Annotated in this window: 21 protein-coding genes; 12 read left to right on the forward strand and 9 right to left on the reverse strand. The window is 60.8% G+C overall.

Going from position 1 to position 22,945, the window contains the following annotated elements:
- Nucleotides 1-4 precede the first annotated feature (4 nt).
- The 6 genes from cysG to EPZ47_RS18125 all read right to left on the reverse strand — a co-directional run bounded on the left by cysG (nt 5) and on the right by EPZ47_RS18125 (nt 7,649).
- Nucleotides 5-1,399: a siroheme synthase CysG gene (cysG, locus tag EPZ47_RS18100; RefSeq protein WP_135846071.1), complete on the reverse strand. Its 1,395-nt coding sequence runs from the start codon at nt 1,397-1,399 to the stop codon at nt 5-7.
- On the reverse strand, nt 1,400-2,680 hold the full coding sequence (gene serS / locus EPZ47_RS18105) for a serine--tRNA ligase (protein ID WP_135846072.1): 1,281 nt from the start codon (nt 2,678-2,680) through the stop codon (nt 1,400-1,402). It lies immediately after the preceding gene.
- A gap of 15 nt (nt 2,681-2,695) precedes the next feature.
- Nucleotides 2,696-3,070 carry a fluoride efflux transporter CrcB gene (gene crcB, locus EPZ47_RS18110; protein WP_014337695.1) on the reverse strand — a complete coding sequence of 125 codons (375 nt, stop codon included), beginning with the start codon at nt 3,068-3,070 and terminating at the stop codon, nt 2,696-2,698.
- Complete coding sequence (locus EPZ47_RS18115) at nt 3,067-4,392, reverse strand: replication-associated recombination protein A (RefSeq protein ID WP_135846073.1); 1,326 nt, start codon at nt 4,390-4,392, stop codon at nt 3,067-3,069. Before EPZ47_RS18115 ends, crcB begins: the two co-directional genes overlap by 4 nt.
- A gap of 173 nt (nt 4,393-4,565) precedes the next feature.
- On the reverse strand, nt 4,566-5,189 hold the full coding sequence (gene lolA / locus EPZ47_RS18120) for an outer membrane lipoprotein periplasmic chaperone LolA (protein ID WP_123341670.1): 624 nt from the start codon (nt 5,187-5,189) through the stop codon (nt 4,566-4,568).
- 57 nt (nt 5,190-5,246) lie between these two features.
- On the reverse strand, nt 5,247-7,649 hold the full coding sequence (locus EPZ47_RS18125) for a DNA translocase FtsK (protein WP_135846074.1): 2,403 nt from the start codon (nt 7,647-7,649) through the stop codon (nt 5,247-5,249).
- Nucleotides 7,650-7,968: 319 nt separating this feature from the next.
- Here EPZ47_RS18125 and EPZ47_RS30130 point away from each other — a divergent pair, with 319 nt between their 5' ends.
- The 4 genes from EPZ47_RS30130 to infA all read left to right on the forward strand — a co-directional run bounded on the left by EPZ47_RS30130 (nt 7,969) and on the right by infA (nt 9,967).
- A complete protein-coding gene (locus tag EPZ47_RS30130) occupies nt 7,969-8,115 on the forward strand; it encodes a hypothetical protein (protein WP_158296369.1) in 147 nt (48 codons plus the stop codon).
- 65 nt (nt 8,116-8,180) lie between these two features.
- The gene (gene aat, locus EPZ47_RS18130) at nt 8,181-8,861 is read left to right on the forward strand and encodes a leucyl/phenylalanyl-tRNA--protein transferase (RefSeq protein WP_135846075.1); all 681 of its coding nucleotides are present in this window, start codon (nt 8,181-8,183) and stop codon (nt 8,859-8,861) included.
- A gap of 57 nt (nt 8,862-8,918) precedes the next feature.
- Entirely contained in the window at nt 8,919-9,626 is a 708-nt protein-coding gene (locus EPZ47_RS18135) for an arginyltransferase (protein ID WP_135846076.1), read from the forward strand.
- Nucleotides 9,627-9,748: 122 nt separating this feature from the next.
- A complete protein-coding gene (gene infA / locus EPZ47_RS18140) occupies nt 9,749-9,967 on the forward strand; it encodes a translation initiation factor IF-1 (RefSeq protein ID WP_002553999.1) in 219 nt (72 codons plus the stop codon).
- A 182-nt stretch (nt 9,968-10,149) separates the two neighbouring features.
- On the opposite strand, the gene clpA is transcribed toward infA, so the two are convergent.
- Nucleotides 10,150-12,420 (reverse strand): ATP-dependent Clp protease ATP-binding subunit ClpA, encoded by a 2,271-nt coding sequence (clpA, locus tag EPZ47_RS18145; protein WP_003203340.1) that lies wholly within the window; start codon nt 12,418-12,420, stop codon nt 10,150-10,152.
- 29 nt (nt 12,421-12,449) lie between these two features.
- Nucleotides 12,450-12,812 carry an ATP-dependent Clp protease adapter ClpS gene (gene clpS, locus EPZ47_RS18150; protein WP_003180089.1) on the reverse strand — a complete coding sequence of 121 codons (363 nt, stop codon included), beginning with the start codon at nt 12,810-12,812 and terminating at the stop codon, nt 12,450-12,452.
- Nucleotides 12,813-13,037: 225 nt separating this feature from the next.
- Here clpS and cspD point away from each other — a divergent pair, with 225 nt between their 5' ends.
- Nucleotides 13,038-13,304, forward strand: a complete 267-nt coding sequence (gene cspD / locus EPZ47_RS18155) for a cold shock domain-containing protein CspD (protein WP_135846077.1) — start codon at nt 13,038-13,040, stop codon at nt 13,302-13,304.
- Nucleotides 13,305-13,383: 79 nt separating this feature from the next.
- On the opposite strand, the gene icd is transcribed toward cspD, so the two are convergent.
- The gene (gene icd / locus EPZ47_RS18160) at nt 13,384-14,640 is read right to left on the reverse strand and encodes an NADP-dependent isocitrate dehydrogenase (protein WP_135846078.1); all 1,257 of its coding nucleotides are present in this window, start codon (nt 14,638-14,640) and stop codon (nt 13,384-13,386) included.
- Between the two features lie 481 nt (nt 14,641-15,121).
- Here icd and EPZ47_RS18170 point away from each other — a divergent pair, with 481 nt between their 5' ends.
- The 7 genes from EPZ47_RS18170 to EPZ47_RS18200 all read left to right on the forward strand — a co-directional run bounded on the left by EPZ47_RS18170 (nt 15,122) and on the right by EPZ47_RS18200 (nt 22,882).
- Complete coding sequence (locus EPZ47_RS18170) at nt 15,122-17,347, forward strand: NADP-dependent isocitrate dehydrogenase (protein ID WP_135846080.1); 2,226 nt, start codon at nt 15,122-15,124, stop codon at nt 17,345-17,347.
- Nucleotides 17,348-17,466: 119 nt separating this feature from the next.
- Nucleotides 17,467-17,913, forward strand: coding sequence for an NUDIX hydrolase (locus EPZ47_RS18175; RefSeq protein WP_135846081.1), 447 nt, complete (start codon nt 17,467-17,469; stop codon nt 17,911-17,913).
- Between the two features lie 59 nt (nt 17,914-17,972).
- On the forward strand, nt 17,973-19,097 hold the full coding sequence (gene mnmA, locus EPZ47_RS18180) for a tRNA 2-thiouridine(34) synthase MnmA (RefSeq protein WP_135846082.1): 1,125 nt from the start codon (nt 17,973-17,975) through the stop codon (nt 19,095-19,097).
- Nucleotides 19,094-19,717 (forward strand): high frequency lysogenization protein HflD, encoded by a 624-nt coding sequence (gene hflD, locus EPZ47_RS18185; RefSeq protein ID WP_135846083.1) that lies wholly within the window; start codon nt 19,094-19,096, stop codon nt 19,715-19,717. Before mnmA ends, hflD begins: the two co-directional genes overlap by 4 nt.
- Nucleotides 19,718-19,842: 125 nt before the next feature.
- Nucleotides 19,843-21,213, forward strand: coding sequence for an adenylosuccinate lyase (gene purB / locus EPZ47_RS18190; protein ID WP_135846084.1), 1,371 nt, complete (start codon nt 19,843-19,845; stop codon nt 21,211-21,213).
- 84 nt (nt 21,214-21,297) lie between these two features.
- Nucleotides 21,298-22,464: a ribosomal protein uL16 3-hydroxylase gene (locus EPZ47_RS18195; protein ID WP_135846085.1), complete on the forward strand. Its 1,167-nt coding sequence runs from the start codon at nt 21,298-21,300 to the stop codon at nt 22,462-22,464.
- Nucleotides 22,457-22,882, forward strand: coding sequence for a GNAT family N-acetyltransferase (locus tag EPZ47_RS18200; RefSeq protein ID WP_135846086.1), 426 nt, complete (start codon nt 22,457-22,459; stop codon nt 22,880-22,882). Before EPZ47_RS18195 ends, EPZ47_RS18200 begins: the two co-directional genes overlap by 8 nt.
- The last annotated feature ends 63 nt before the right edge of the window (nt 22,883-22,945 follow it).

Consider the following 22,945-nt stretch of genomic DNA (forward strand, 5'->3'; position numbering starts at 1 on the left):
GTCTTTAGACCTGCCCCTGAGCCCCTTCAAACCAAGCCAGTTTCTCGCGCAATTGCACCACTTCCCCAACAATCACCAACGTCGGCGCATGAACTTCATGCTCGGCCACCAGCCGTGGCAAGTCCGCCAGGGTGCCGGTGAAGACCCGCTGGTTGGACGTCGTGCCCTGCTGGATCAACGCCGCAGGCGTATCCGCTGCGCGACCGTGCTTGATCAGCTCGTCGCAGATGACCGGCAATCCCACCAACCCCATGTAGAACACCAGGGTCTGGGCTGGCGAGACCAGGTCCGCCCACGGCAAATCACTGGTGCCGTCCTTGAGATGGCCGGTGATAAACCGCACCGACTGGGCGTAGTCGCGATGGGTCAGCGGAATCCCGGCGTAGGCTGCGCAACCACTGGCCGCGGTGATGCCCGGAACGACCTGGAACGGGATGCCGTGAGCCGCCAGTTCTTCGATTTCCTCTCCGCCGCGACCAAAGATGAACGGATCCCCGCCCTTCAACCGCACCACACGCTTGCCTTGCCGGGCCAGGTCCACCAATTGCTGGTTGATCTGCTCCTGGGGCACGGCGTGTTCGGAGCGGCGCTTGCCGACGTAGATGCGCTCGGCGTCGCGCCGGCACAGCTCGAGGATCGCCGGAGCCACCAGGCGGTCGTAAAGCACCACATCCGCTTGCTGCATCAGGCGCAGGGCACGGAAGGTCAGCAGGTCCGGATCACCCGGCCCGGCGCCCACCAGATAAACTTCGCCCGGCGCGTTCGGCGCCTGGCCGGCGATCTTGTCCTGCAGCAGGCGCTCAGCCTCGGCGCCCTGCCCGGCCAGTTGGCGGTCGGCGATGGGGCCCTGGAACACCTCTTCCCAGAACGCCCGCCGTTGCTGCACGTCCGGGAACAATCCTTTGACCTGGCTTCGAAAACGCGCCGCCAGCCCAGCCAGTTGCCCATAGGTCGACGGAATCCAGGTCTCCAGCTTGGCCCGGATCAGCCGCGCCAGCACCGGCGCGTCGCCGCCGCTGGACACCGCGATGACCAGGGGCGAGCGGTCGACAATCGCCGGGAAGATCACGCTGCACAGGGCCGGCGCGTCCACCACGTTGACCGGCACGCAACGCTTATGGGCGTCGGCCGAGACCTGGGCATTAAGTGGCTCATCATCGGTGGCGGCAATGATCAGGCCGCAGCCGTCCAGGTCCGTTTCGAGATAACCGCGCAGGACACATTCACCACCGCTACCACTGACCAGTTCCCGCAATTGCGGTTCAATTTCGGGTGCGACGACCCGCAGCAGCGCGCCGGCATCGGCCAGCAGGCGAGACTTGCGCAAGGCAATCTCGCCACCGCCGACCACCAGCACGCGGCTGCCGCGCAGGTTGTGGAACAGTGGCAAATAGTCCATTTAGCCGATGACCTCGATGCCGCCCATGTACGGTTTCAGCACTTCAGGCACACGGATCGAGCCGTCGGCCTGCTGGTAGTTTTCCAGCACCGCCACCAGGGTACGACCCACCGCCAGGCCGGAACCATTGAGGGTGTGAACCAGTTCCGGCTTACCGGTTTCCGGGTTGCGGAAGCGCGCCTGCATGCGACGGGCCTGGAAATCGCCACAGTTGGAGCACGAGGAAATCTCGCGGTACTTGTCCTGGCTCGGGATCCAGACTTCCAGGTCGTAGGTCTTGACCGCGCTGAAGCCCATGTCACCGGTGCACAACGCAAGGGTGCGATACGGCAGTTCCAGCAGTTGCAGGACCTTTTCAGCGTTGCTGGTCAAGCTTTCCAGCGCTTCCATGGACTTCGAAGGCTCGACGATCTGCACCATCTCGACTTTGTCGAACTGGTGCTGGCGGATCATGCCACGGGTGTCACGACCCGATGCCCCGGCTTCACTGCGGAAGCACGGCGTGTGGGCGACAAACTTGATCGGCAGTTGCTTGGCGTCGACGATCTCGCCGGCCACGATGTTGGTCAACGACACTTCGGCAGTCGGGATCAGGTACAGGTCAGCCTCGCCTTCGCGGCTGATCTTGAACAGGTCTTCCTCGAACTTCGGCAACTGGCCGGTGCCCTGCAGCGCCGGCGCCTGGACCAGGTACGGGGTGTAGGCTTCTTCGTAGCCGTGTTCGGTGACGTGCAGGTTGATCATGAATTGCGCCAGGGCGCGATGCAGACGGGCAATCGGTCCGCGCAACAGGGCGAAACGCGCGCCCGACAGCTTGGCGGCGGTTTCGAAGTCCAGCCAGCCGAATTTCTCGCCCAGGGCTACGTGGTCCTGCACCGGGAAATCGAAGGCTGTTGGCGTGCCCCAGCGGCGCACTTCGACGTTGCCCTCCTCGTCTTCACCGACCGGCACCGATTCGTGGGGCAGGTTCGGGATCCCCAGCAGGATTGAATCCAGCTCGGTCTGGATCGCGTCCAGCTCGACCTTGCCGGCACTCAATTCGCCCGCCATGCGCTCGACATCAGCCATCAGCGGCGCGATGTCTTCGCCGCGCTGCTTGGCCTGACCGATAGACTTGGAGCGCGCGTTACGTTCAGCCTGCAGGGCTTCGGTGCGGGTCTGGACGGTCTTGCGCTGTTCTTCCAGCGCTTCGATGCGCGCAACGTCCAGGGCAAAGCCACGGGATGCCAGGCGGTCCGCTACGTCCTGAAGGTTGCTACGTAACAGTTTGGAATCGAGCATGTCGGTCTCTCGTTATCAAAGTTTGGTCAGGGACAGGCCGGCCCATGTGGCGAGCAGCCCGCCGAATACACTGATGGCCGCGTAGCCCAGGGCCAGCGGCACCTGCCCGCTTTCCAGCAGGCGCACCGTATCCAGTGAAAAGGATGAAAAAGTCGTCAGGCCGCCGAGAAAGCCAACCATCAGCCCCGCACGCACCTCAATGGGCACCTCGGGGCGTATCAAAAACAGACCGTATAAAACGCCGATCAGCAGACAGCCCACGATATTAACGGCCAGCGTCGCGGTATAGAAGTGCCGGGGCCAATTTGCATTGACCCAGTTGCCGGTGGCGAAGCGCAACAACGTGCCGGCAACACCGCCGGCAGAGACTGCAAGAATCAAAGGGATCAAGGTTTTCTCCGCTGCCGTGGGCTCAGGCGATCCAGTTGCGCCAGGTGGTTGAGTTTCTCGCCGATCTTCAGCTCCAGGCCACGAGGCACCGGCTGATAGAACCGCTGGGGTTCGAGTTCATCAGGAAAATAATCTTCGCCGGCGGCATAGGCGTCCGGCTCATCGTGGGCATAGCGGTATTCTTCGCCATAACCCAGCTGCTTCATGAGTTTGGTCGGTGCGTTGCGCAGGTGCAGCGGTACCTCGAGGGAACCGTGCTCGGTGGCGCTGCGCATTGCTGCCTTGAAGCCCATGTACACCGCATTGCTTTTCGGCGCGCAGGCCAGATAGGTGATGGCCTGGGCCACGGCGAGTTCGCCTTCCGGGCTGCCGAGACGCTCTTGTACATCCCAGGCCGCCAGGCACAGGCCCAGGGCTCGCGGGTCAGCGTTGCCGATGTCCTCGCTGGCCATGCGCACCACGCGCCGCGCCAGATACAACGGATCGCAACCGCCGTCGATCATTCGCGCAAACCAGTACAAGGCTGCGTCTGGGTTGGAGCCGCGGATGGATTTATGCAGCGCCGAAATCTGATCGTAGAACGCCTCGCCACCCTTGTCGAAGCGCCGACGGGTATCGCCCAGCAGGCTTTGCAGCAGCTCGACGTCGATCTCGCTGTTGTCTTCGGCCAGGTCCGAGGCGTTCTCCAGCAGGTTGAGCAAGCGCCGGCCATCGCCATCGGCGGCTGAAAACAGGATCTGGAAGCCTTCATCGCTGAGGCTCAGCTGGCGCTTGCCCAGGCCACGCTCTTCAGTCAGCGCCCGGTGCACCAGCTTGCGCATCGCCGCCTCGTCGAGGCTCTTGAGCACATAGACCCGCGCCCGCGACAACAAGGCGTTGTTGAGCTCGAACGAAGGGTTTTCGGTGGTCGCGCCGATGAAGATCAGCGTGCCGTCTTCGACGTAGGGCAGGAAGGCATCCTGTTGGGACTTGTTGAAGCGGTGCACTTCGTCGACGAACAGGATCGTGCGCTTGCCGTACTGGCCGGCCTGCTGCTTGGCCACTTCCACCGCTTGGCGGATTTCCTTGACCCCGGCCAGCACCGCCGAAACCGTTTCGAAATGCGCGTCCGAGACTTCCGCCAACAGCCGCGCCAGGGTGGTCTTGCCCACGCCTGGCGGCCCCCAGAAGATCATCGAGTGCAAGGCGCCCTGCTCCAGCGCTTCGCGCAGAGGCTTGCCACGAGCGAGCACATGCTCCTGGCCGACGTACTCATCCAGGTTGGTCGCGCGCAGGCGGGCGGCCAATGGCTGGGCAATCGGGGCGCTTCGAAACAGGTCCATCACTACTTATGCAACCTCCACTGGGTCCTGGTGCCGATCCTCTCTGCCGGAGCAGATCTGTGGGAGCAAGGCTTGCCCGCGATACAGACACCTCGGTGCATCTGGTAGACCGAGGCGAGGCAATCGCGGGCAAGCCTTGCTCCCACAGGCCATTTCCCACAGGGGCTTTGTGTTTATTCCTGGATCACGTCCGCACCCTTGGGGATGTCGAACTTGAACTTGGACGCGGCGATCGGCTCGTTGGCCTTGACCCCGGTGAACAGGATATTGGTGCGCTGGCCGACGCTGTCGATCAATTGCATGTCATTGACCAGGCCGTTGCGGAACGACAGGCGCAGGCTGTCGAACAGGCTGTCCTTGGTCTTGGGCTTGAGGGTGAAGTCAATGACGCCACCGGCCTCCTTGGCACTGATATCGAAACTCTGGCTGATCTTGGAAATGTCGCCGGAGAGCAACAACGCCGGGGTCTGGGTCAGGCGCTGGTCGAGGGTCTTGATGGTCACCTGCTCCAGGTCCGGGTCCCACAGGGAGACTTTCTTGCCATCGGAGACCATCAGTTGCTCGGCCGGTGCATCGGTGTGCCAGTAGAACAGGCCCGGACGCTGCAAGGCCATGTCGCCAGCGGTTTCCTGCAACTGGGTGCCGCTGCCGTCGAGGGTCAGCTGGGAAAAGCGCGCGGTCAGGGTCTGGGACCGCTCCAGTAACTGGGTCAGGCGGGCCACGTCCTTTTCATCGGCGTGGGCCGACAAGGTGGTCAGGGCCAGTACGGGCAACAGCAACATGCGAATCAGGCGCATGGGAGTCCTCATGAAGTCGTGGGGGGCGAGCGGCCTGTCGCCAGGCCGCTCAAGTCGTTAGTCGCGCATCGGGCCCGGCGCCAGTACTTCGCGCGAACCGTTGGTGTTCATCGCCGTCACCACGCCGGCCATTTCCATGGCTTCGATCATGCGTGCGGCACGGTTGTAGCCGATCTTCAGCTTGCGCTGAACGGCAGAAATCGAGGCCCGGCGGCTTTCCAGGACGAACTGCACCGCTTCATCGTAGAGCGCATCGGTTTCAGCATCGTCGTCACCGCCGCCGCTGCCCTCGAAGCCGCTGCCGGCTTCCTCGACACCGTTGAGGATGTCGTCGTTGTATTCAGGGGCGCCACGCAGTTTCCAGGCCTCCACCACGCGGTGCACTTCGTCGTCGGAGACAAACGCACCGTGGACACGGATCGGCAGGCTGGTGCCCGGCGGCATGTAGAGCATGTCACCGTGACCGAGCAACTGCTCGGCGCCGCCCTGGTCGATGATGGTCCGCGAGTCGATCTTGCTCGACACCTGAAACGCCATGCGGGTCGGAATGTTGGCCTTGATCAGACCGGTGATCACGTCCACCGACGGCCGCTGGGTCGCAAGAATCAAGTGGATACCTGCGGCACGGGCCTTCTGGGCGATACGAGCGATCAGTTCTTCGACCTTCTTGCCGACGATCATCATCATGTCGGCGAATTCGTCCACCACCACCACGATGGTCGGCAGCTTGTGCAACAGCGGCGCTTCGTCGTGGATGTTTTCGCGGTGATACAGCGGATCGGTCAGCGGCGTACCGGCTTCCTCGGCTTCCTTGACCTTGGCGTTGAAGCCCGACAGGTTACGCACGCCCATCTTCGCCATCAGCTTGTAGCGACGCTCCATCTCGGCGACGCTCCAGCGCAAGGCGTTGGCGGCGTCCTTCATGTCGGTGACCACCGGGCAGAGCAAGTGCGGAATGCCTTCGTAGATCGACAGTTCGAGCATTTTCGGGTCGATCATGATCAGCTTGGCGTCTTCCGGGCCGGACTTGAACAGAATCGACAGGATCATCGCGTTCACACCCACCGACTTACCGGAACCGGTGGTACCGGCCACCAGCAGGTGAGGCATTTTCGCCAGGTCAGTGATGACCGGCTTGCCGCCGATGTCGTGGCCCAGGGCCAGGGTGACCGGCGATTTGTGATTGTCATACTCAGGTGTCGACAGCACCTCGGAGAAGCGCACGATCTGCCGGTCTTCGTTGGGAATCTCGATACCCACGGTGGTCTTGCCGGGAATCACTTCCACCACCCGTACGCTGGTCACGGCGAGGGAGCGCGCCAAGTCCTTGGCCAGGTTGGAGATGCGGCTGACCTTTACACCGGCGGCTGGCTGGATTTCGTAACGGGTGATGACCGGGCCCGGGTGAATCGAATCCACCGAAACCTCGACGCCGAACTCCTTGAGCTTGATCTCCAGCAAGTGGCCGACGGCCGCCAGGGATTCGGGGGAATAGTTGAGCTGTTTCTTTTCGGCCGGGTCCAGGATCGAGATCGGCGGCAAGGTGCCTTCCACCGCGCTGTCGACGAACAGCGGCGCCTGCTTCTCTTTCTGTACGCGCTTGCTCTGCTCCGGCGGCTTGGCCGGGGCCATGGTGATGACCGGCGGCACCTGTTTCTCGCGCTCGGACATGTGTTTGCTCAACGCCTGCTCACGCTCGATCAGCCGTTCCTTGACCTTGGCCTGCTCGCGCTTGTCCGGCGTCGTCGGGGCCACCACCTCATGGACCCGGTCGTCGACTTCACGCAACTGCGCCACCAGTTGCTTGCGTTCGGTACGCGCCGCCCACCAGCGGTTCATCGCGCCCTGGATCAGCTCGATCAGGTCGAGGGTGATCTTGCCGGTGACATCCATGACCTTGAACCACGACAGGTCGGTGAACACCGTCAGGCCGAACAGGAACAGGGCGATGAACAACAGCGTGCTGCCCTGGATGTTCAGGGCATTCCTGGCCAGGTCGCCGAGGCTTTCACCCAGCGCGCCGCCCGCCCCGGCCGGCAAGCCAGTGGGTGCATGAAAATGGATATGGGCCAGTGCGGCCCCCGACAGCACCAGGAACACCAGGCCGATCAGGCGCCAGGAGAACAGCCAGCCGCTCCACTGCCACGGCTCGTGGCGCTGGCGGAAGATCTGATAGGCCTTGATCGCCAGCAACAGCGGAAAGATGTAGGCGAAATAACCCAGCACCATGAACAGGATATCGGCGCTGTAGGAGCCGGCCGGACCGCCGAAATTCTGCACGTCGTCGATCTTGCTGTTATGGCTCCAGCCCGGATCGTCCTTGCCGTAGGTCAGCAAGGCCATCATCAGGAACAGGCACAAGGCACCGATGGCGATCAATGCACCTTCCTTGAGCCGGTAGTGCAACTGCTGGCGCCAGAGCGGAACGACTGTTTTGGGTGCTGCGGTGGATTTCTTCAAAACGCTTCTTTTCCTGCGCCAAGGGCGCGTCCATCTGTTGAATGACTATAAAAAACTGCCCATGACGAGCAGGTAAAAAAGTGAATGTGCACAACCGGTACTACTTTTACCACTGTGAGGTGCATCCAGAAAACCGCAGGTGTTGCCGAAGTTTTTGATCTTTAGCCCATCCTGCGTTCAAAGCTCAAGCATTGTACGGGTTTGTCGGCCCCAAGGCATTGCTCGCACGCTGGATGACAGCATAGCCAGAAACAGGGCGCACATGGGTCAATTGGAGCATGCATTCTCTTTTGTGACAAAGGCTTATGAGGTGTTTTTTATGAGCGAAGTGAAGCATTCACAATGGAACGCATGCAGCGACACGCAGATCGTCTACGACCCCGTTTACACCGCCAAGTTGCAACAGCGTCCGCTCAAGCTCGCCGCAGAGAGTATGTCGATGACAGCCCTGCCGTTTGGCAGTTAACCTCTAGGCGGGCTCGCGCTTGTGGGCGGGGCCCGCCGCCCTCCCCTTCTACAAGCCGGATAACGATGCTCACTTGGCTACAACGCAACACTTTCGATTTCCCGCCACTGGCAAAAGCCATGCGCGAACCCAACGGGCTACTGGCCGCAGGCGGCGATCTATCCGCCGACCGGCTGATCCAGGCCTATCGCCACGGCTGCTTCCCGTGGTTTTCCGAGGGGCAACCGATCTTGTGGTGGTCTCCGGACCCGCGCACGGTATTGTTTCCCGACGAACTGCATGTGTCCCGCAGCCTGGGCAAACTGCTGCGCAAGCAGCGCTATGAAGTGACCTTCGACACCGATTTTGCGGCGGTTATCAAGGCCTGCGCCGAGCCGCGGGACTATGCCGACGGCACGTGGATCACCACAGCCATGCAAACCGCGTATCTGGAACTGCACCGACGTGGCTTCGCCCATTCGGTGGAAGTCTGGGACCACGGCCAACTGGTGGGCGGCCTGTACGGCCTGGCCATGGGGCAGCTGTTTTTTGGTGAGTCCATGTTCAGTCGGGCCGACAACGCGTCGAAATTCGGCTTTGTGACCCTGGTCCAGCACCTCAAGGCCGCCGGTTTCGTGCTGATCGACTGCCAGATGCCCACCGAGCACCTGCACAGCCTGGGCGCGCGATCCATTCCACGCGTTGAATTTGCTGGCTATCTAAAGGCGCATCTGGACCTACCCAACCACGCGACATGGGTTTGCTGAGCGACATTCGCGCTCCTGGCTTACAATTAAATTCAAAGCTTATCCCGAGGGTCGATCATGACCGAGTTGGCGCGGTTGAAGTTCTATGCCACTCAGCCCCACTCTTGCAGTTACCTGCCCGAGGAGCAGGCCACGACGCTGTTCCTCGACCCTAGCCAGCCCATGGATGTGCATGTCTACGCAGACCTGTCGGAGATGGGCTTTCGTCGCAGCGGCGATCATCTCTACCGGCCCCATTGCCAGCATTGCAATGCGTGCGTTCCGGCGCGCATTCCCGTGGCTCAATTTGTGCCCAATCGCCAGCAGAAGCGCATCTTCAAGCGCAACGCCGACCTGCAAGTCCGGCCGGCCAAGCCGCAGTTCAGTGAGGAATATTTCGACCTGTACCAACGCTACATCGAGCAACGCCACGCCGACGGCGACATGTACCCGCCCAGCCGCGATCAGTTCTCGACCTTTCTGGTGCGCGACCTGCCGTTTTCGCGCTTCTATGAATTCCGCCTCGAAGGACGCCTGGTGGCCATCGCCGTCACGGACCTGCTGCCCAACGGACTTTCGGCGGTGTACACCTTCTATGAACCGGAGGAAGAGCGACGCAGCCTGGGGCGCTTTGCCATCCTTTGGCAAATCAACGAAGCCCGGCGCCTGGGGCTGGAAGCGGTGTACTTGGGCTACTGGATCAAGAACTGCAAAAAAATGAATTACAAGACCCAATATCGGCCCATCGAGCTACTGGTTAACCAGCGCTGGGTCGTCCTCAGCTAGAGCCCTTCGGCTTAAACGTTAGAACCCCTTGGCTTGCCCCCCCTTTTTCGGGCACAATGCACGCCGCTTTTGCCTGGCGCAGTTGCACCGGGCCATTCACTGGATACCGAGGGCTTTACTGCATGTCGAAAGAAGACAGCTTCGAAATGGAAGGCACTGTCGTCGACACCCTGCCCAACACCATGTTTCGTGTGGAGTTGGAAAATGGGCACGTCGTAACCGCGCATATCTCCGGCAAGATGCGCAAGAACTACATTCGTATTCTTACCGGTGACAAAGTGCGCGTCGAGCTGACGCCCTATGACTTGAGCAAAGGGCGCATCACTTACCGCGCTCGCTAACAAGTCAATACAAAACGCCCGGCTGATACCGGGCGTTTTTGTTTGTCCGCAATTTGCCCCTCTCCCCATGAACACACAACACCCTGTGGGAGCGAGCTTGCTCGCTCCCACAGGGTGTTGATGTGAGTTCGGAATAGCAAAAAGGCGCCTTTCGGCGCCTTTTGCTTTGTTGCGGGTAACGATCAGGCCATTTCGGCCGTGGTTTCGAAGTCGAAGGTCAGTTCGCCGTCCTTGATGTCGATGTGCACCACACCGCCATGCTCGGCCAGTTCGCCAAAGAGGATTTCCTCGGCCAGCGGACGCTTGATCTTGTCCTGGATCAGACGCGCCATTGGTCGAGCCCCCATCGTCACATCGTAACCACCTTCGGCCAGCCAGCTGCGAGCCGCATCGGTGACTTCCAGTAGCACACGCTTGTCTTCGAGCTGCGCCTGAAGTTCGGTAAGGAACTTGTCCACCACGCTTTTGATGACCTCATGACTGAGGCGACCAAACTGGATAATGGTGTCCAGGCGATTGCGGAATTCAGGCGTGAAACTCTTCTTGATCACTTCCATCGCATCAGACGAGTGGTCCTGATGGGTGAAACCGATCGAAGCGCGCGCCGCGGTTTCGGCACCAGCGTTCGTGGTCATGATGATGATCACGTTACGGAAGTCCGCCTTGCGCCCGTTGTTATCGGTCAGCGTACCGTGGTCCATGACCTGCAGCAGCAGGTTGAAGACTTCCGGATGCGCCTTCTCGATCTCATCGAGCAGCAGCACGCAGTGTGGCTGCTTGGTGATGGCTTCCGTCAGCAAGCCGCCCTGGTCGAAACCAACATAGCCTGGAGGCGCACCGATCAGGCGCGACACGGTGTGGCGCTCCATGTACTCGGACATATCGAAGCGCACCAGCTCGATGCCCATCGCCTTGGCCAACTGCCGTGCCGCCTCGGTCTTGCCGACCCCGGTAGGCCCCGCGAACAGGAAGGAACCCACTGGCTTGTCCGGCGACTTGAGACCGGCACGAGACAGCTTGATGGCAGTCGACAGCGAGTCGATGGCCGCATCCTGACCGAACACGGTCAGCTTCAGGTCGCGCTCCAGGTTACGCAGCAGTTCTTTGTCGGAACTGGTGACGTGCTTAGGCGGAATCCGCGCGATTTTCGCCACGATGTCCTCGACCTGAGGCACCTCGATGCGTTTGACGCGCTTCTCCACCGGCTGCAGGCGCTGATAGGCACCCGCCTCGTCGATGACGTCGATAGCCTTGTCCGGCATGTGCCGGTCATTGATATAGCGCGAGGCCAGTTCCGCCGCTGCGCGCAGGGCTTCATCACTGTATTCGATGTTGTGGTGCAACTCGAACCGCCCTTTCAGGCCGCGCAGGATGCCAATGGTGTCCTCCACCGAAGGCTCAGACACATCGACCTTCTGGAAGCGCCGGGCCAAGGCACGGTCCTTCTCGAAGATCCCGCGAAATTCCTGGAACGTCGTCGAACCGATGCAACGGATATCACCCGATGACAGCAACGGCTTGAGCAGGTTGGAGGCATCCATGACCCCACCGGACGCAGCACCGGCACCGATGATGGTGTGGATTTCATCGATGAACAGGATCGCTTGCGGACGTTTTTTCAGTTCGCCGAGCAACGCCTTGAAGCGCTTCTCGAAATCACCACGGTACTTGGTGCCAGCCAGCAAGGCACCCAGGTCAAGGGAATAGACCACGCTGTTGGCCAGCAGGTCCGGCACCTGATTGTCGACGATGCGCTTGGCGAGGCCTTCGGCAATCGCCGTCTTACCCACGCCCGCCTCGCCCACCAGCAACGGATTGTTCTTGCGACGCCGGGCCAGGATCTGCGCAACGCGCTCGACCTCTGCCTCGCGTCCGACCAGCGGATCGATACGCCCCTGGCGTGCCAGCTCATTCAGATTGCTGGCATAGGCGTCCAGCGGGTTGCCTGAGGAAGAAGACTCACCGCCCTCGTCGTCCTGCATATCCTGCTCACCCTCGGAATGATCGCCATGCCCAGGCACCTTGGAGATGCCATGGGCGATGTAATTGACGACATCGATACGTGCAACGCTCTGCTGCTTGAGCAGGAAAACCGCCTGGCTTTCCTGTTCGCTGAAGATGGCAACCAGCACGTTGGCACCGGTGACTTCACGTTTGCCCGAGCTCTGTACATGAAAGACAGCACGCTGCAGGACACGCTGGAAGCCCAGGGTTGGCTGGGTTTCCCGATCCTCGTCATGCACGGGGATCAGTGGCGTGGTGGAGTCGATGAACTCCTGCAGATCATGCTTGAGTTTATCGAGGTTCGCGCCGCAGGCACGCAAAACGGTGGCGGCAGCCTCGTTATCCAATAGGGCCAGCAGCAGGTGCTCGACGGTCATGAATTCATGACGCTTCGAACGAGCCTCCTTGAAGGCAAGATTGAGGGTGACTTCGAGCTCGCGGTTTAACATAGCTTCACCTCATACCCAAGTGGTCGGCGTTAACCGTCCTTCTCGATTTCACAGAGTAGCGGATGCTGGCTTTCCCGGGCGTACTGGTTGACCTGCATGGCCTTCGTCTCGGCGATGTCGCGGGTAAACACTCCACATACTGCCCGTCCCTCTGTATGGACGGCCAGCATGACCTTGGTCGCCAGCTCGCGATTCAGGTTAAAAAACACCTCGAGCACTTCGACGACGAAATCCATCGGTGTGTAGTCATCGTTGAACAAAACCACCTTGTACATCGGTGGCGCCTGTAATGCAGGCTTTGCTTCCTGAACAGCAATGCCTGCGGAATCGTCGTCGTGTAGATCCGGGCGATCCTGATTGAATGTTAGTCGAATCTGGCTGACTGCATGCATGGAAAGAAAGGTTCGTTTAGTTGGCGAATACAGTGATGGGGGCGCTTTCGGGCGATTTCAACCACGACAACCCGGTCACCTTGACTATCGGCAAAACGGTGTTACAACCAATAGAGCCCATCGTGGGTCAAAAAGGTCCGTGGAATCTATCCTGTCAACAGATTAGCCTGCGGATGAACTGGATGATACTCCAGTGATGGAGTGTGTTGCAGAGGGATATGGTTTATGTCGGTCGTCAAGATGAGTGGCAAGGTGAAATGGTTCAACAATGCCAAGGGCTTCGGTTTCATTATCGCCGACGGCATGGAAGAAGACCTCTTCACCCATTACTCGGCAATCAACATGGAAGGCTATAAAACCCTGAAGGCCGGACAGCCTGTGACATTCGACGTCATCCAGGGACCCAAGGGCCTGCACGCGGTCAACATCAAGGTAGCCATCACCGAAGACACGACCGCGCCTGTCAATGCCAGGATCACTGAGACCCACTGACCGGCTGTCGTCGCCCGGACAAATAAAAATGCCCGACTCGATCATTCGAGTCGGGCATCGTTGCTGAGCGCCGTTGCGCTTACATGTGCGAGATCAGCGCATCGCCAAAGCCCGAAGACGATACCAGCTTGGCACCCTCCATCAGGCGTTCGAAGTCATAGGTCACGGTCTTGGCCGAAATCGCCCCGTTGGTGCCCTTGATGATCAGGTCGGCCGCTTCGGTCCACCCCATGTGGCGCAGCATCATTTCAGCCGACAGGATCAGCGACCCCGGGTTGACCTGGTCCTTGCCGGCATACTTGGGCGCGGTACCGTGGGTGGCTTCGAACATCGCCACGGTGTCGGACAGGTTGGCGCCCGGCGCAATACCAATACCGCCCACTTCCGCCGCCAGGGCGTCGGACAGGTAGTCACCATTCAGGTTCAGGGTGGCGATCACGTCATACTCGGCCGGGCGCAGCAGGATCTGCTGGAGCATCGCATCGGCGATGGCGTCCTTGACGATGACATTCTTGCCGGTCCGCGGGTTCTTGAACTGCATCCAAGGCCCACCGTCGAGCAGGGTCGCACCGAATTCCTCGGCCGCCACTTCGTAGGCCCATTCCTTGAAGGCACCTTCGGTGAACTTCATGATGTTGCCTTTGTGCACGATAGTCAGCGAATCACGGTCATTGTCGACAACATATTGCAAGGCCTTGCGGGCCAGGCGCTTGGTGCCCTGCTTGGAAACCGGCTTGATGCCGATGCCGCAGTCCTGGTCGAAACGGATCTTGGTCACACCCATTTCTTCTTTCAGGAACTTGATGACCTTGGTGGCTTCGGGCGAACCGGCTTTCCACTCGATACCGGCGTAGATGTCTTCGGAGTTCTCACGGAAGATCGTCATATCCACGTCGCCAGGCTTCTTGACCGGGCTCGGCACGCCTTCGAACCAGCGCACCGGACGCAGGCATACATACAGGTCAAGCTGTTGACGCAGGGCCACGTTCAACGAACGGATACCGCCACCGACCGGCGTGGTCAGCGGACCCTTGATGGAAACCACGTAGTCCTTGACCGCGTCCAGGGTTTCCTGGGGGAGCCAGGTGTCCTGGTCGTAAACCTGAGTCGCTTTCTCACCGGCATAGACTTCCATCCAGGAAATCTTGCGCTTGCCGCCATAGGCCTTCTGAACCGCAGCGTCCACAACCTTGATCATGACCGGACTGATATCGACGCCAATGCCGTCGCCTTCGATGAAGGGGATGATCGGGTTGTCGGGAACATTAAGAGAATGGTCTGCATTGACGGTGATTTTGTCACCGACGGCTGGAACCTGAATCTTTTGATACCCCATGCTGAACTCCATTGCTTGGATTGAACATCTGGCTGCGTTCGAGCGTACCCCAGTTGAATCGGCGCGCAAACCCTACGTTCGGCTCATGTGGCATAAAGCGCTGCAGTTGGTGGTGTACAAGCCTGAAAATCAAGGGAAAAGCGCCAAACATGAGCATAGTCCGCTACCGCCGTCCTGCGACGTTTAGACCAATGGACGTGTACGGAAGTCTATGAACCATCGGCAGATTGCCAGCTACCTATGTATAATGCCGCCGCTGACCACAGGGTCACGACGGCCGACGGCTCTACGACAGGACTTTCGGCCCGTTAAAAGCCGGACCGTTACCGCGGCCCGACCGCTTGACGCTCGACTGATGCACCCAACATCACCGCGAAGAAACCTCGACATTCGGTTCACGGATGACTTTGAACGAACGCGCTTACCCGGCGCCCCTCGAGTTTCTGCGCATGCTTTAGCAAAGAAGAGAGTTAATCCGAATATGCCCACCCGCTCGAAGATCATCTATACCTTCACCGACGAAGCTCCCGCCCTCGCCACCTATTCGCTGCTGCCGATCGTCGAAGCCTTTACCGCTTCGGCCGATATCGCCGTGGAAACCCGCGATATCTCCCTCGCAGGGCGCATCCTGGCCAGCTTCCCCGAGCAACTGGGTGACAAAGCCGTAGCCGACCACCTCGCCGAACTGGGCGACCTGGCCGTTACGCCTGAAGCCAACATCATCAAGCTGCCGAACATCAGCGCCTCGGTGCCGCAACTGCAGGCCGCGATCAAGGAATTGCAGGCCCAGGGCTACGCGCTGCCGGACTACCCGGAAACCGTAACCAGCGACGCTGAGAAAGACGCCCGCGCCCGCTACGACAAAATCAAGGGCAGCGCCGTGAACCCGGTCCTGCGCGAAGGCAACTCCGACCGCCGCGCCCCGCTGTCGGTCAAGAACTACGCGCGCAAGCACCCGCACAAAATGGGCGCCTGGGCAGCCGACTCCAAGTCCCATGTGGCCCACATGAGCACTGGCGATTTCTACGGCAGCGAAAAAGCTGCCCTGATCGACACTGCCGGCAGCGTGAAAATCGAGCTGATCGCCCAGGACGGCACCGCCACTGTCCTGAAGGAAAAGACCACCGTACAAGCCGGTGAGATCCTCGACTGCGCCGTGATGAGCAAAAACGCCCTGCGCGACTTCATCGCCGCTGAAATCGAAGACGCCAAGCAAAAAGGCGTCCTGCTGTCGGTTCACCTCAAGGCCACCATGATGAAGGTCTCCGACCCGATCATGTTCGGCCAGATCGTTGCCGAGTTCTATAAAGATGCCCTGGCCAAGCACGCACAAGTGCTGGAGCAGATCGGCTTCAACCTGAACAACGGCATCGGCGACCTGTACGCCCGCATCAAGGCCCTGCCGGCCGAGCAGCAGGCGCAGATCGAAGCCGACATCCAGGCGGTCTACGCGGCGCGTCCATCCCTGGCGATGGTCAACTCCGACAAAGGCATCACCAACCTGCACGTGCCGAGCGACGTCATTGTCGACGCCTCGATGCCGGCCATGATCCGTGACTCCGGCAAAATGTGGGGCACCGACGGCCAACTGCACGACACCAAGGCCGTGATCCCGGATCGCTGCTACGCCACCATCTACCAGGCGGTAATCGAAGACTGCAAGCAACACGGCGCCTTCGACCCGACCACCATGGGTAGCGTGCCGAACGTCGGCCTGATGGCCAAGAAAGCCGAAGAGTACGGCTCCCACGACAAGACCTTCCAGATCAAGGCCAATGGCGTGGTGCGTGTTTCCGACAGCACCGGTCGCACCCTGCTGGAGCAGAACGTCGAGGCTGGCGACATCTTCCGCATGTGCCAGACCAAGGACGCGCCGATCCAGGATTGGGTCAAACTGGCCGTCAACCGTGCCCGCGCCAGCAGCACCCCGGCGATTTTCTGGCTCGACCCAATGCGCGCCCATGACGGTGTGGTGATCGAAAAAGTCCAGACGTACCTGAAGGACTACGACACTGCCGGCCTGGACATCCGCATCATGTCGCCGGTCGACGCGATGAAGTTCACCCTGGCCCGCACCCGCGAAGGCAAGGACACCATTTCGGTGACCGGCAACGTACTGCGCGACTACCTGACCGACCTGTTCCCGATCATGGAACTGGGCACCAGCGCCAAGATGCTGTCCATCGTGCCGCTGATGAACGGCGGTGGCCTGTTCGAAACCGGCGCCGGCGGTTCGGCACCCAAGCACGTTCAGCAGTTGCTGGAAGAAAACTTCCTGCGCTGGGACTCCCTGGGCGAGTTCCTGGCCCTGGCCGCTTCCCTCGAACACCTGGGCGTGACCTACAACAACCCTAAAGCCCTGGTACTGGCCAAGACCCTGGACCAGGCTACCGGTGAGTTCCTGGACCGCAACAAGTCGCCTTCGCGCAAGGTCGGCGGCATCGACAACCGTGGCAGCCACTTCTACCTGACCCTGTTCTGGGCCCAGGCACTGGCCGCTCAAAATGACGATGCAGCCCTCAAGGCTCAGTTCACCGCCCTGGCCAAGACGCTGACCGACAACGAAGAAAAAATCGTTGCCGAGCTCAACGCCGTTCAAGGCAAGCCAGTGGACATCGGCGGTTACTACTTCGCCAACCCGGAGCTGACCAGCAAGGCCATGCGCCCAAGCAACACCTTCAACGCGGCGATTGCTGCGCTGGTGTAAGGTTGTAAGGGAACATCACAAACCCCGGCCTGGTGCCGGGGTTTGTGCTTCCGGACACACCATATTTCCCCTGACAACACAGTGGCCCGCATTCCAATCTGAGAAATAGAGGAAACCCCATGGACTGGAAACCCCACATCACCGTCGCCACCATCGTCGAAGACAACGGCCGTTTCCTGATGGTCGAAGAATCCAAAGGCGGACGAGCGGTGCTCAACCAGCCCGCCGGTCACCTGGACCCGGACGAAACGCTGATCGAAGCCGCGGTGCGCGAAACCCTGGAAGAAACCGGCTGGGACGTCGAACCCACCAGCGTGGTGGGCATTTACCTGTACACCGCCCCCAGCAATGGCGTGACCTACCAGCGAGTCTGTTTCGCCGCCAAGGCCTTGAACCATCGCCCCGACTATCAACTGGACGACGGCATCCTCGGCGCCAAATGGCTGACCCGCGACGAACTGCTCGAGCAGCGCGAGTACTGGCGCAGCGAGCTGATCATCCGCTGCATCGACGATTATCTGGACGGCCACCACCACAGTCTGACGCTGATCCGTCCTTCTCTTTAGCCTTGCGCGCCCGGGCCTGATAGAATCGCGTCCTTTTTCAAGACACTCATTGAACTCCTATGCGTGATCCAGCCCCTTCTGACACCACCAAGAAGCGCGTCATTGTCGGCATGTCCGGCGGCGTGGACTCTTCCGTTTCCGCCCTTCTGCTGATCGAGCAGGGTTATGAGGTGGAAGGCCTGTTCATGAAGAACTGGGAAGAAGACGACGGAACCGAATACTGCACGGCCATGGACGACCTCGCGGACGCCCAGGCCGTGTGCGACAAGATCGGCATCAAGCTGCACACCGCCAACTTCGCCGCCGAGTACTGGGACAACGTGTTCGAGCACTTCCTGGCCGAATACAAGGCCGGCCGCACGCCGAACCCGGACATCCTGTGCAACCGCGAAATCAAGTTCAAGGCGTTCCTCGACTACGCCATGATGCTCGGTGCCGACCTGATCGCCACCGGTCACTACGTGCGCCGCCGCGACATTGACGGCCGCACCGAACTGCTCAAGGGCCTGGACCCGAACAAGGACCAGAGCTACTTCCTGCACGCCGTCGGCGGCGAACAGATCGCCAAGACCCTGTTCCCGGTGGGCGAACTGGAAAAACCCGAAGTGCGCGCGATTGCTGAAAAACACCAGCTCGCCACCGCCAAGAAGAAAGACTCCACCGGCATCTGCTTCATCGGCGAACGCCGCTTCAGCGACTTCCTCAAGCAGTACCTGCCGGCCCAGCCGGGCGAAATCAAAACTACCGAAGGCGAGGTCATTGGCCGTCACCATGGCCTGATGTACCACACCATTGGCCAGCGCCAGGGCTTGGGCATCGGCGGCTTGAAAGACGCCGGTGAAGAGCCGTGGTATGTGCTGATCAAGGATCTGGAGCACAACGAGTTGATCGTCGGCCAGGGCAACGACCATCCGTGGTTGTTTTCCCGCGCCCTGCTCGCCTCCGACATCTACTGGGTCAACCCGATCGACCTGAGCGAACCGCGCCGCCTGACGGCCAAGGTTCGCTACCGCCAGAGCGACCAGCCCTGCACCCTGGAAAAAACCGCCACGGGCTACCGGGCCATTTTCGATGACCCGCAACGCGCGGTCACACCCGGTCAGTCCGTGGTGTTCTACGATGGCGAAATCTGCCTGGGCGGTGGCGTGATCGAAATCGCAGAGCCCTGGAGCAGCAAGGCATGACCCCGACCCAGGAGCAACTGACGGCATTGGGCGGCGTGTTTCTTGCCGCCGTGCTGGTGGACAGGATCGCCAAGACCGGCCAGGCCACCGAAGCAGGCCTGAGCTGCATGCTCGGCAGCCTGCTGGTTCGCGACCCCAAGGACACCCTGGAAGTCTATGGTGGTGACGACCTGAACCTGCGTGAAGGCTACCGTGCGCTGGTCGGCGCCCTGGAGCGCGACCCCAGCGCCCTGCAACGCGAGCCGCTGCGCTATGCCCTGTCGATGCTGGGCCTTGAACGTCAACTGGCCAAGCGCGACGACCTGCTGGAAACCATTGGCAAACGCCTGCCGCAGATCCAGTCCCAGGTCGAACACTTCGGCCCGTCCCACGAAAACGTCATTGCCGCCTGCGGCGCACTGTACCAGGACACCCTGAGCACCCTGCGCCAGCGCATCCAGGTGCATGGCGACATGCGCAACCTGCAGCAACCGAGCAACGCCTCGAAGATCCGCGCCCTGTTGCTGGCCGGCATCCGCTCGGCCCGCTTGTGGCGGCAGCTGGGCGGCCATCGCTGGCAGTTGGTGATCAGCCGACGCAAATTGCTTAAAGAGCTTTACCCGTTGATGCGCAACGAATAAGTCGCCTCAACCCGTTTTTTGTACATCGTTACGCGTAATACGCCGGTCAGTTGGCAACGGACCGGCGCTGGTTTTCATGTATGATACGCGCCCCATTTCGTTGCCCGACTGTCCGAGAACACCCCATGCAGCTCTCTTCGCTCACTGCGGTTTCCCCTGTAGACGGCCGCTACGCCGGCAAAACCCAGGCCCTGCGCCCGATTTTCAGCGAGTACGGCTTGATCCGTGCTCGCGTCCTGGTTGAAGTGCGCTGGCTCCAGCGCCTCGCCGCTCACCCCGCCATTGGCGAAGTCCCGGCGTTTTCCGCCGAAGCCAACGCGGTACTGAACACCCTGGCGGACAACTTTGCGCTGGAGCACGCCGAGCGCGTCAAAGAGATCGAGCGCACCACCAACCACGACGTCAAAGCCATCGAATACCTGCTCAAGGAGCAGGCGGCCAAGCTGCCGGAACTGGCCAACGTCAGCGAGTTCATCCACTTCGCCTGCACCAGCGAGGACATCAACAACCTGTCCCACGCCCTGATGCTGCGTGAAGGCCGTGATGACGTGATGCTGCCGCTGATGCGCCAGACCGCCCAGGCCATCCGTGAGCTGGCGATCCGCTTCGCCGACGTGCCGATGCTGTCGCGCACCCATGGTCAACCGGCTTCGCCGACCACCCTGGGCAAGGAACTGGCGAACGTGGTGTACCGCCTGGAACGCCAGATCGCTCAAGTCGCCGCCGTGCCGCTGCTGGGCAAAATCAACGGCGCCGTGGGCAACTACAACGCCCACCTGTCGGCCTACCCGGACATCGACTGGGAAGCCAACGCCCGCGCCTTCATCGAAGACGAGCTGGGCCTGAGCTTCAACCCGTATACCACCCAGATCGAGCCGCACGACTACATCGCCGAGCTGTTCGATGCGATCGCGCGCTTCAACACCATCCTGATCGACTTCGACCGTGACATCTGGGGCTACATCTCCCTGGGCTACTTCAAGCAGCGCACCATTGCCGGCGAAATCGGTTCCTCGACCATGCCGCACAAGGTCAACCCGATCGACTTCGAAAACTCCGAAGGCAACCTGGGCATCGCCAACGCACTGTTCCAGCACCTGGCGAGCAAACTGCCGATCTCCCGCTGGCAGCGCGACCTGACCGACTCCACCGTGCTGCGCAACCTGGGCGTGGGTTTTGCCCACAGCGTCATTGCTTACGAAGCCAGCCTCAAGGGCATCAGCAAGCTGGAACTGAACGAACAGAAAATCGCCGCGGACCTGGACGCCTGCTGGGAAGTCCTGGCCGAGCCGATCCAGACCGTGATGCGTCGCTACAACATCGAAAACCCGTACGAAAAGCTGAAAGAACTGACCCGTGGCAAGGGCATCAGCCCTGAAGCGTTGCAGACTTTCATCGATGGCCTGGACATGCCTGCCGACGCCCGCGCCGAGCTGAAAAAGCTCACGCCGGCCAATTACATCGGCAACGCAGCGGCACAAGCCAAGCGCATCTGACACAACGCTTTACCTTTGAGACGCCCGGCCGCGCCGGGCGTTTTTATTCGCGTCTGAAAAGTAATTTTTTTCAATAGGTTACACATGAATCCTGATATTCCTCTGCAACTCCTGGGCGGCATCACGGCACGGGAGTTCCTGCGCGACTACTGGCAGAAAAAACCGCTGCTGATTCGTCAGGCAATTCCTGACTTCCAAAGCCCGATCGATGCCGACGAACTGGCCGGCCTGGCCCTGGAAGAAGAAGTTGAATCGCGCCTGGTGATCGAGCACGGCGAACGCCCCTGGGAATTGCGTCGCGGCCCGTTCGCCGAAGACGAATTCAGCAAACTGCCGGAGCGCGAGTGGACCCTGCTGGTACAGGCCGTCGATCAGTTCGTACCAGAGGTCAGCGAACTGCTGGAGCACTTCCGCTTCCTGCCGAGCTGGCGCATCGACGATGTGATGATCAGCTTCGCCGCCCCCGGTGGCAGCGTTGGCCCGCATTTCGATAACTACGACGTGTTCCTGCTGCAGGGCCATGGCCAGCGCAACTGGAAAATCGGCCAGATGTGCGACTCCGAGAGCCCCCTGCTGCAGCACGCCGACCTGCGCATCCTCGCCGAATTCGAGGCCACCGACGAGTGGACCCTGGAACCGGGCGACATGCTTTACCTGCCGCCGCGCCTGGCCCACTGCGGCGTGGCCGTGGATGACTGCATGACCTACTCGGTGGGTTTCCGTGCGCCGAGCGCCGCCGAAGTGCTGACCCACTTCACCGACTTCCTCAGCCAGTTCCTGCCGGACGAAGAGCGCTACACCGACGCCGATGCACGGCCCGTGGCCGACCCGCACCAGATCCAGCACGACGCCCTCGATCGCCTCAAGGGCCTGCTCGCCGAGCACATGAGTGACGAGCGCTTGCTGCTGACCTGGTTCGGCCAGTTCATGACCGAGCCACGCTACCCGGAACTGGTGGTGGGTCCGGAGCTGGAAGAAGACGATCTGCTGGCCGGCCTGGAACAGGGCGCAGTGATCATCCGCAACCCAAGCGCACGCCTGGCCTGGTCGGAAGTCGATGATGACCTGCTGCTGTTTGCCAGCGGCCAGAGCCGTTATCTGCCGGGCAAGCTGCGTGACCTGCTGAAAATGATCTGCGCCGCCGACGCCCTGCACAGCGAAAACCTCGGCCCATGGCTGGCCGACGAAGACGGCCGTGGCCTGATCTGCGAGCTGGTCAAGCAAGGCAGCCTGGGGTTCGCCGATGAATAAAATTCACGTTCGTGTCGCAGACTGGCAAAAGGATAACGCCGAGATCCGGCGCATTCGTGAGACCGTGTTCATTGCCGAGCAGTCCGTCCCGCCCGAGCTGGAATGGGATGCCGATGACCAGAGCGCGGTGCATTTCCTGGCGTTCGAAGGCGATTTTCCCATCGGCACCGCGCGCCTGTTGACTGATGGCCATATCGGTCGCGTCTCGGTCCTCAAGGACTGGCGTGGCCTGAAGGTGGGCGATGCGCTGATGCACGCGGCGATCGCCGAAGCCGAGAAACGTGGGCTCAAGCAACAGATGCTCAGCGCCCAGGTGCATGCCACGCCGTTCTATGAGCGCCTGGGGTTTGCGGTGGTCAGTGAGGAATTCCTGGAAGCCGGGATTCCGCATGTGGACATGGTTCGCCATTCCACCTGAACCTCGCCACAAAAGCATCATCAACACCACAAAACGCCCCGCCATCCACCGATGCCGGGGCGT

Source organism: Pseudomonas viciae (genome assembly GCF_004786035.1).
In the GTDB taxonomy this organism is placed as follows: domain Bacteria; phylum Pseudomonadota; class Gammaproteobacteria; order Pseudomonadales; family Pseudomonadaceae; genus Aquipseudomonas; species Aquipseudomonas viciae.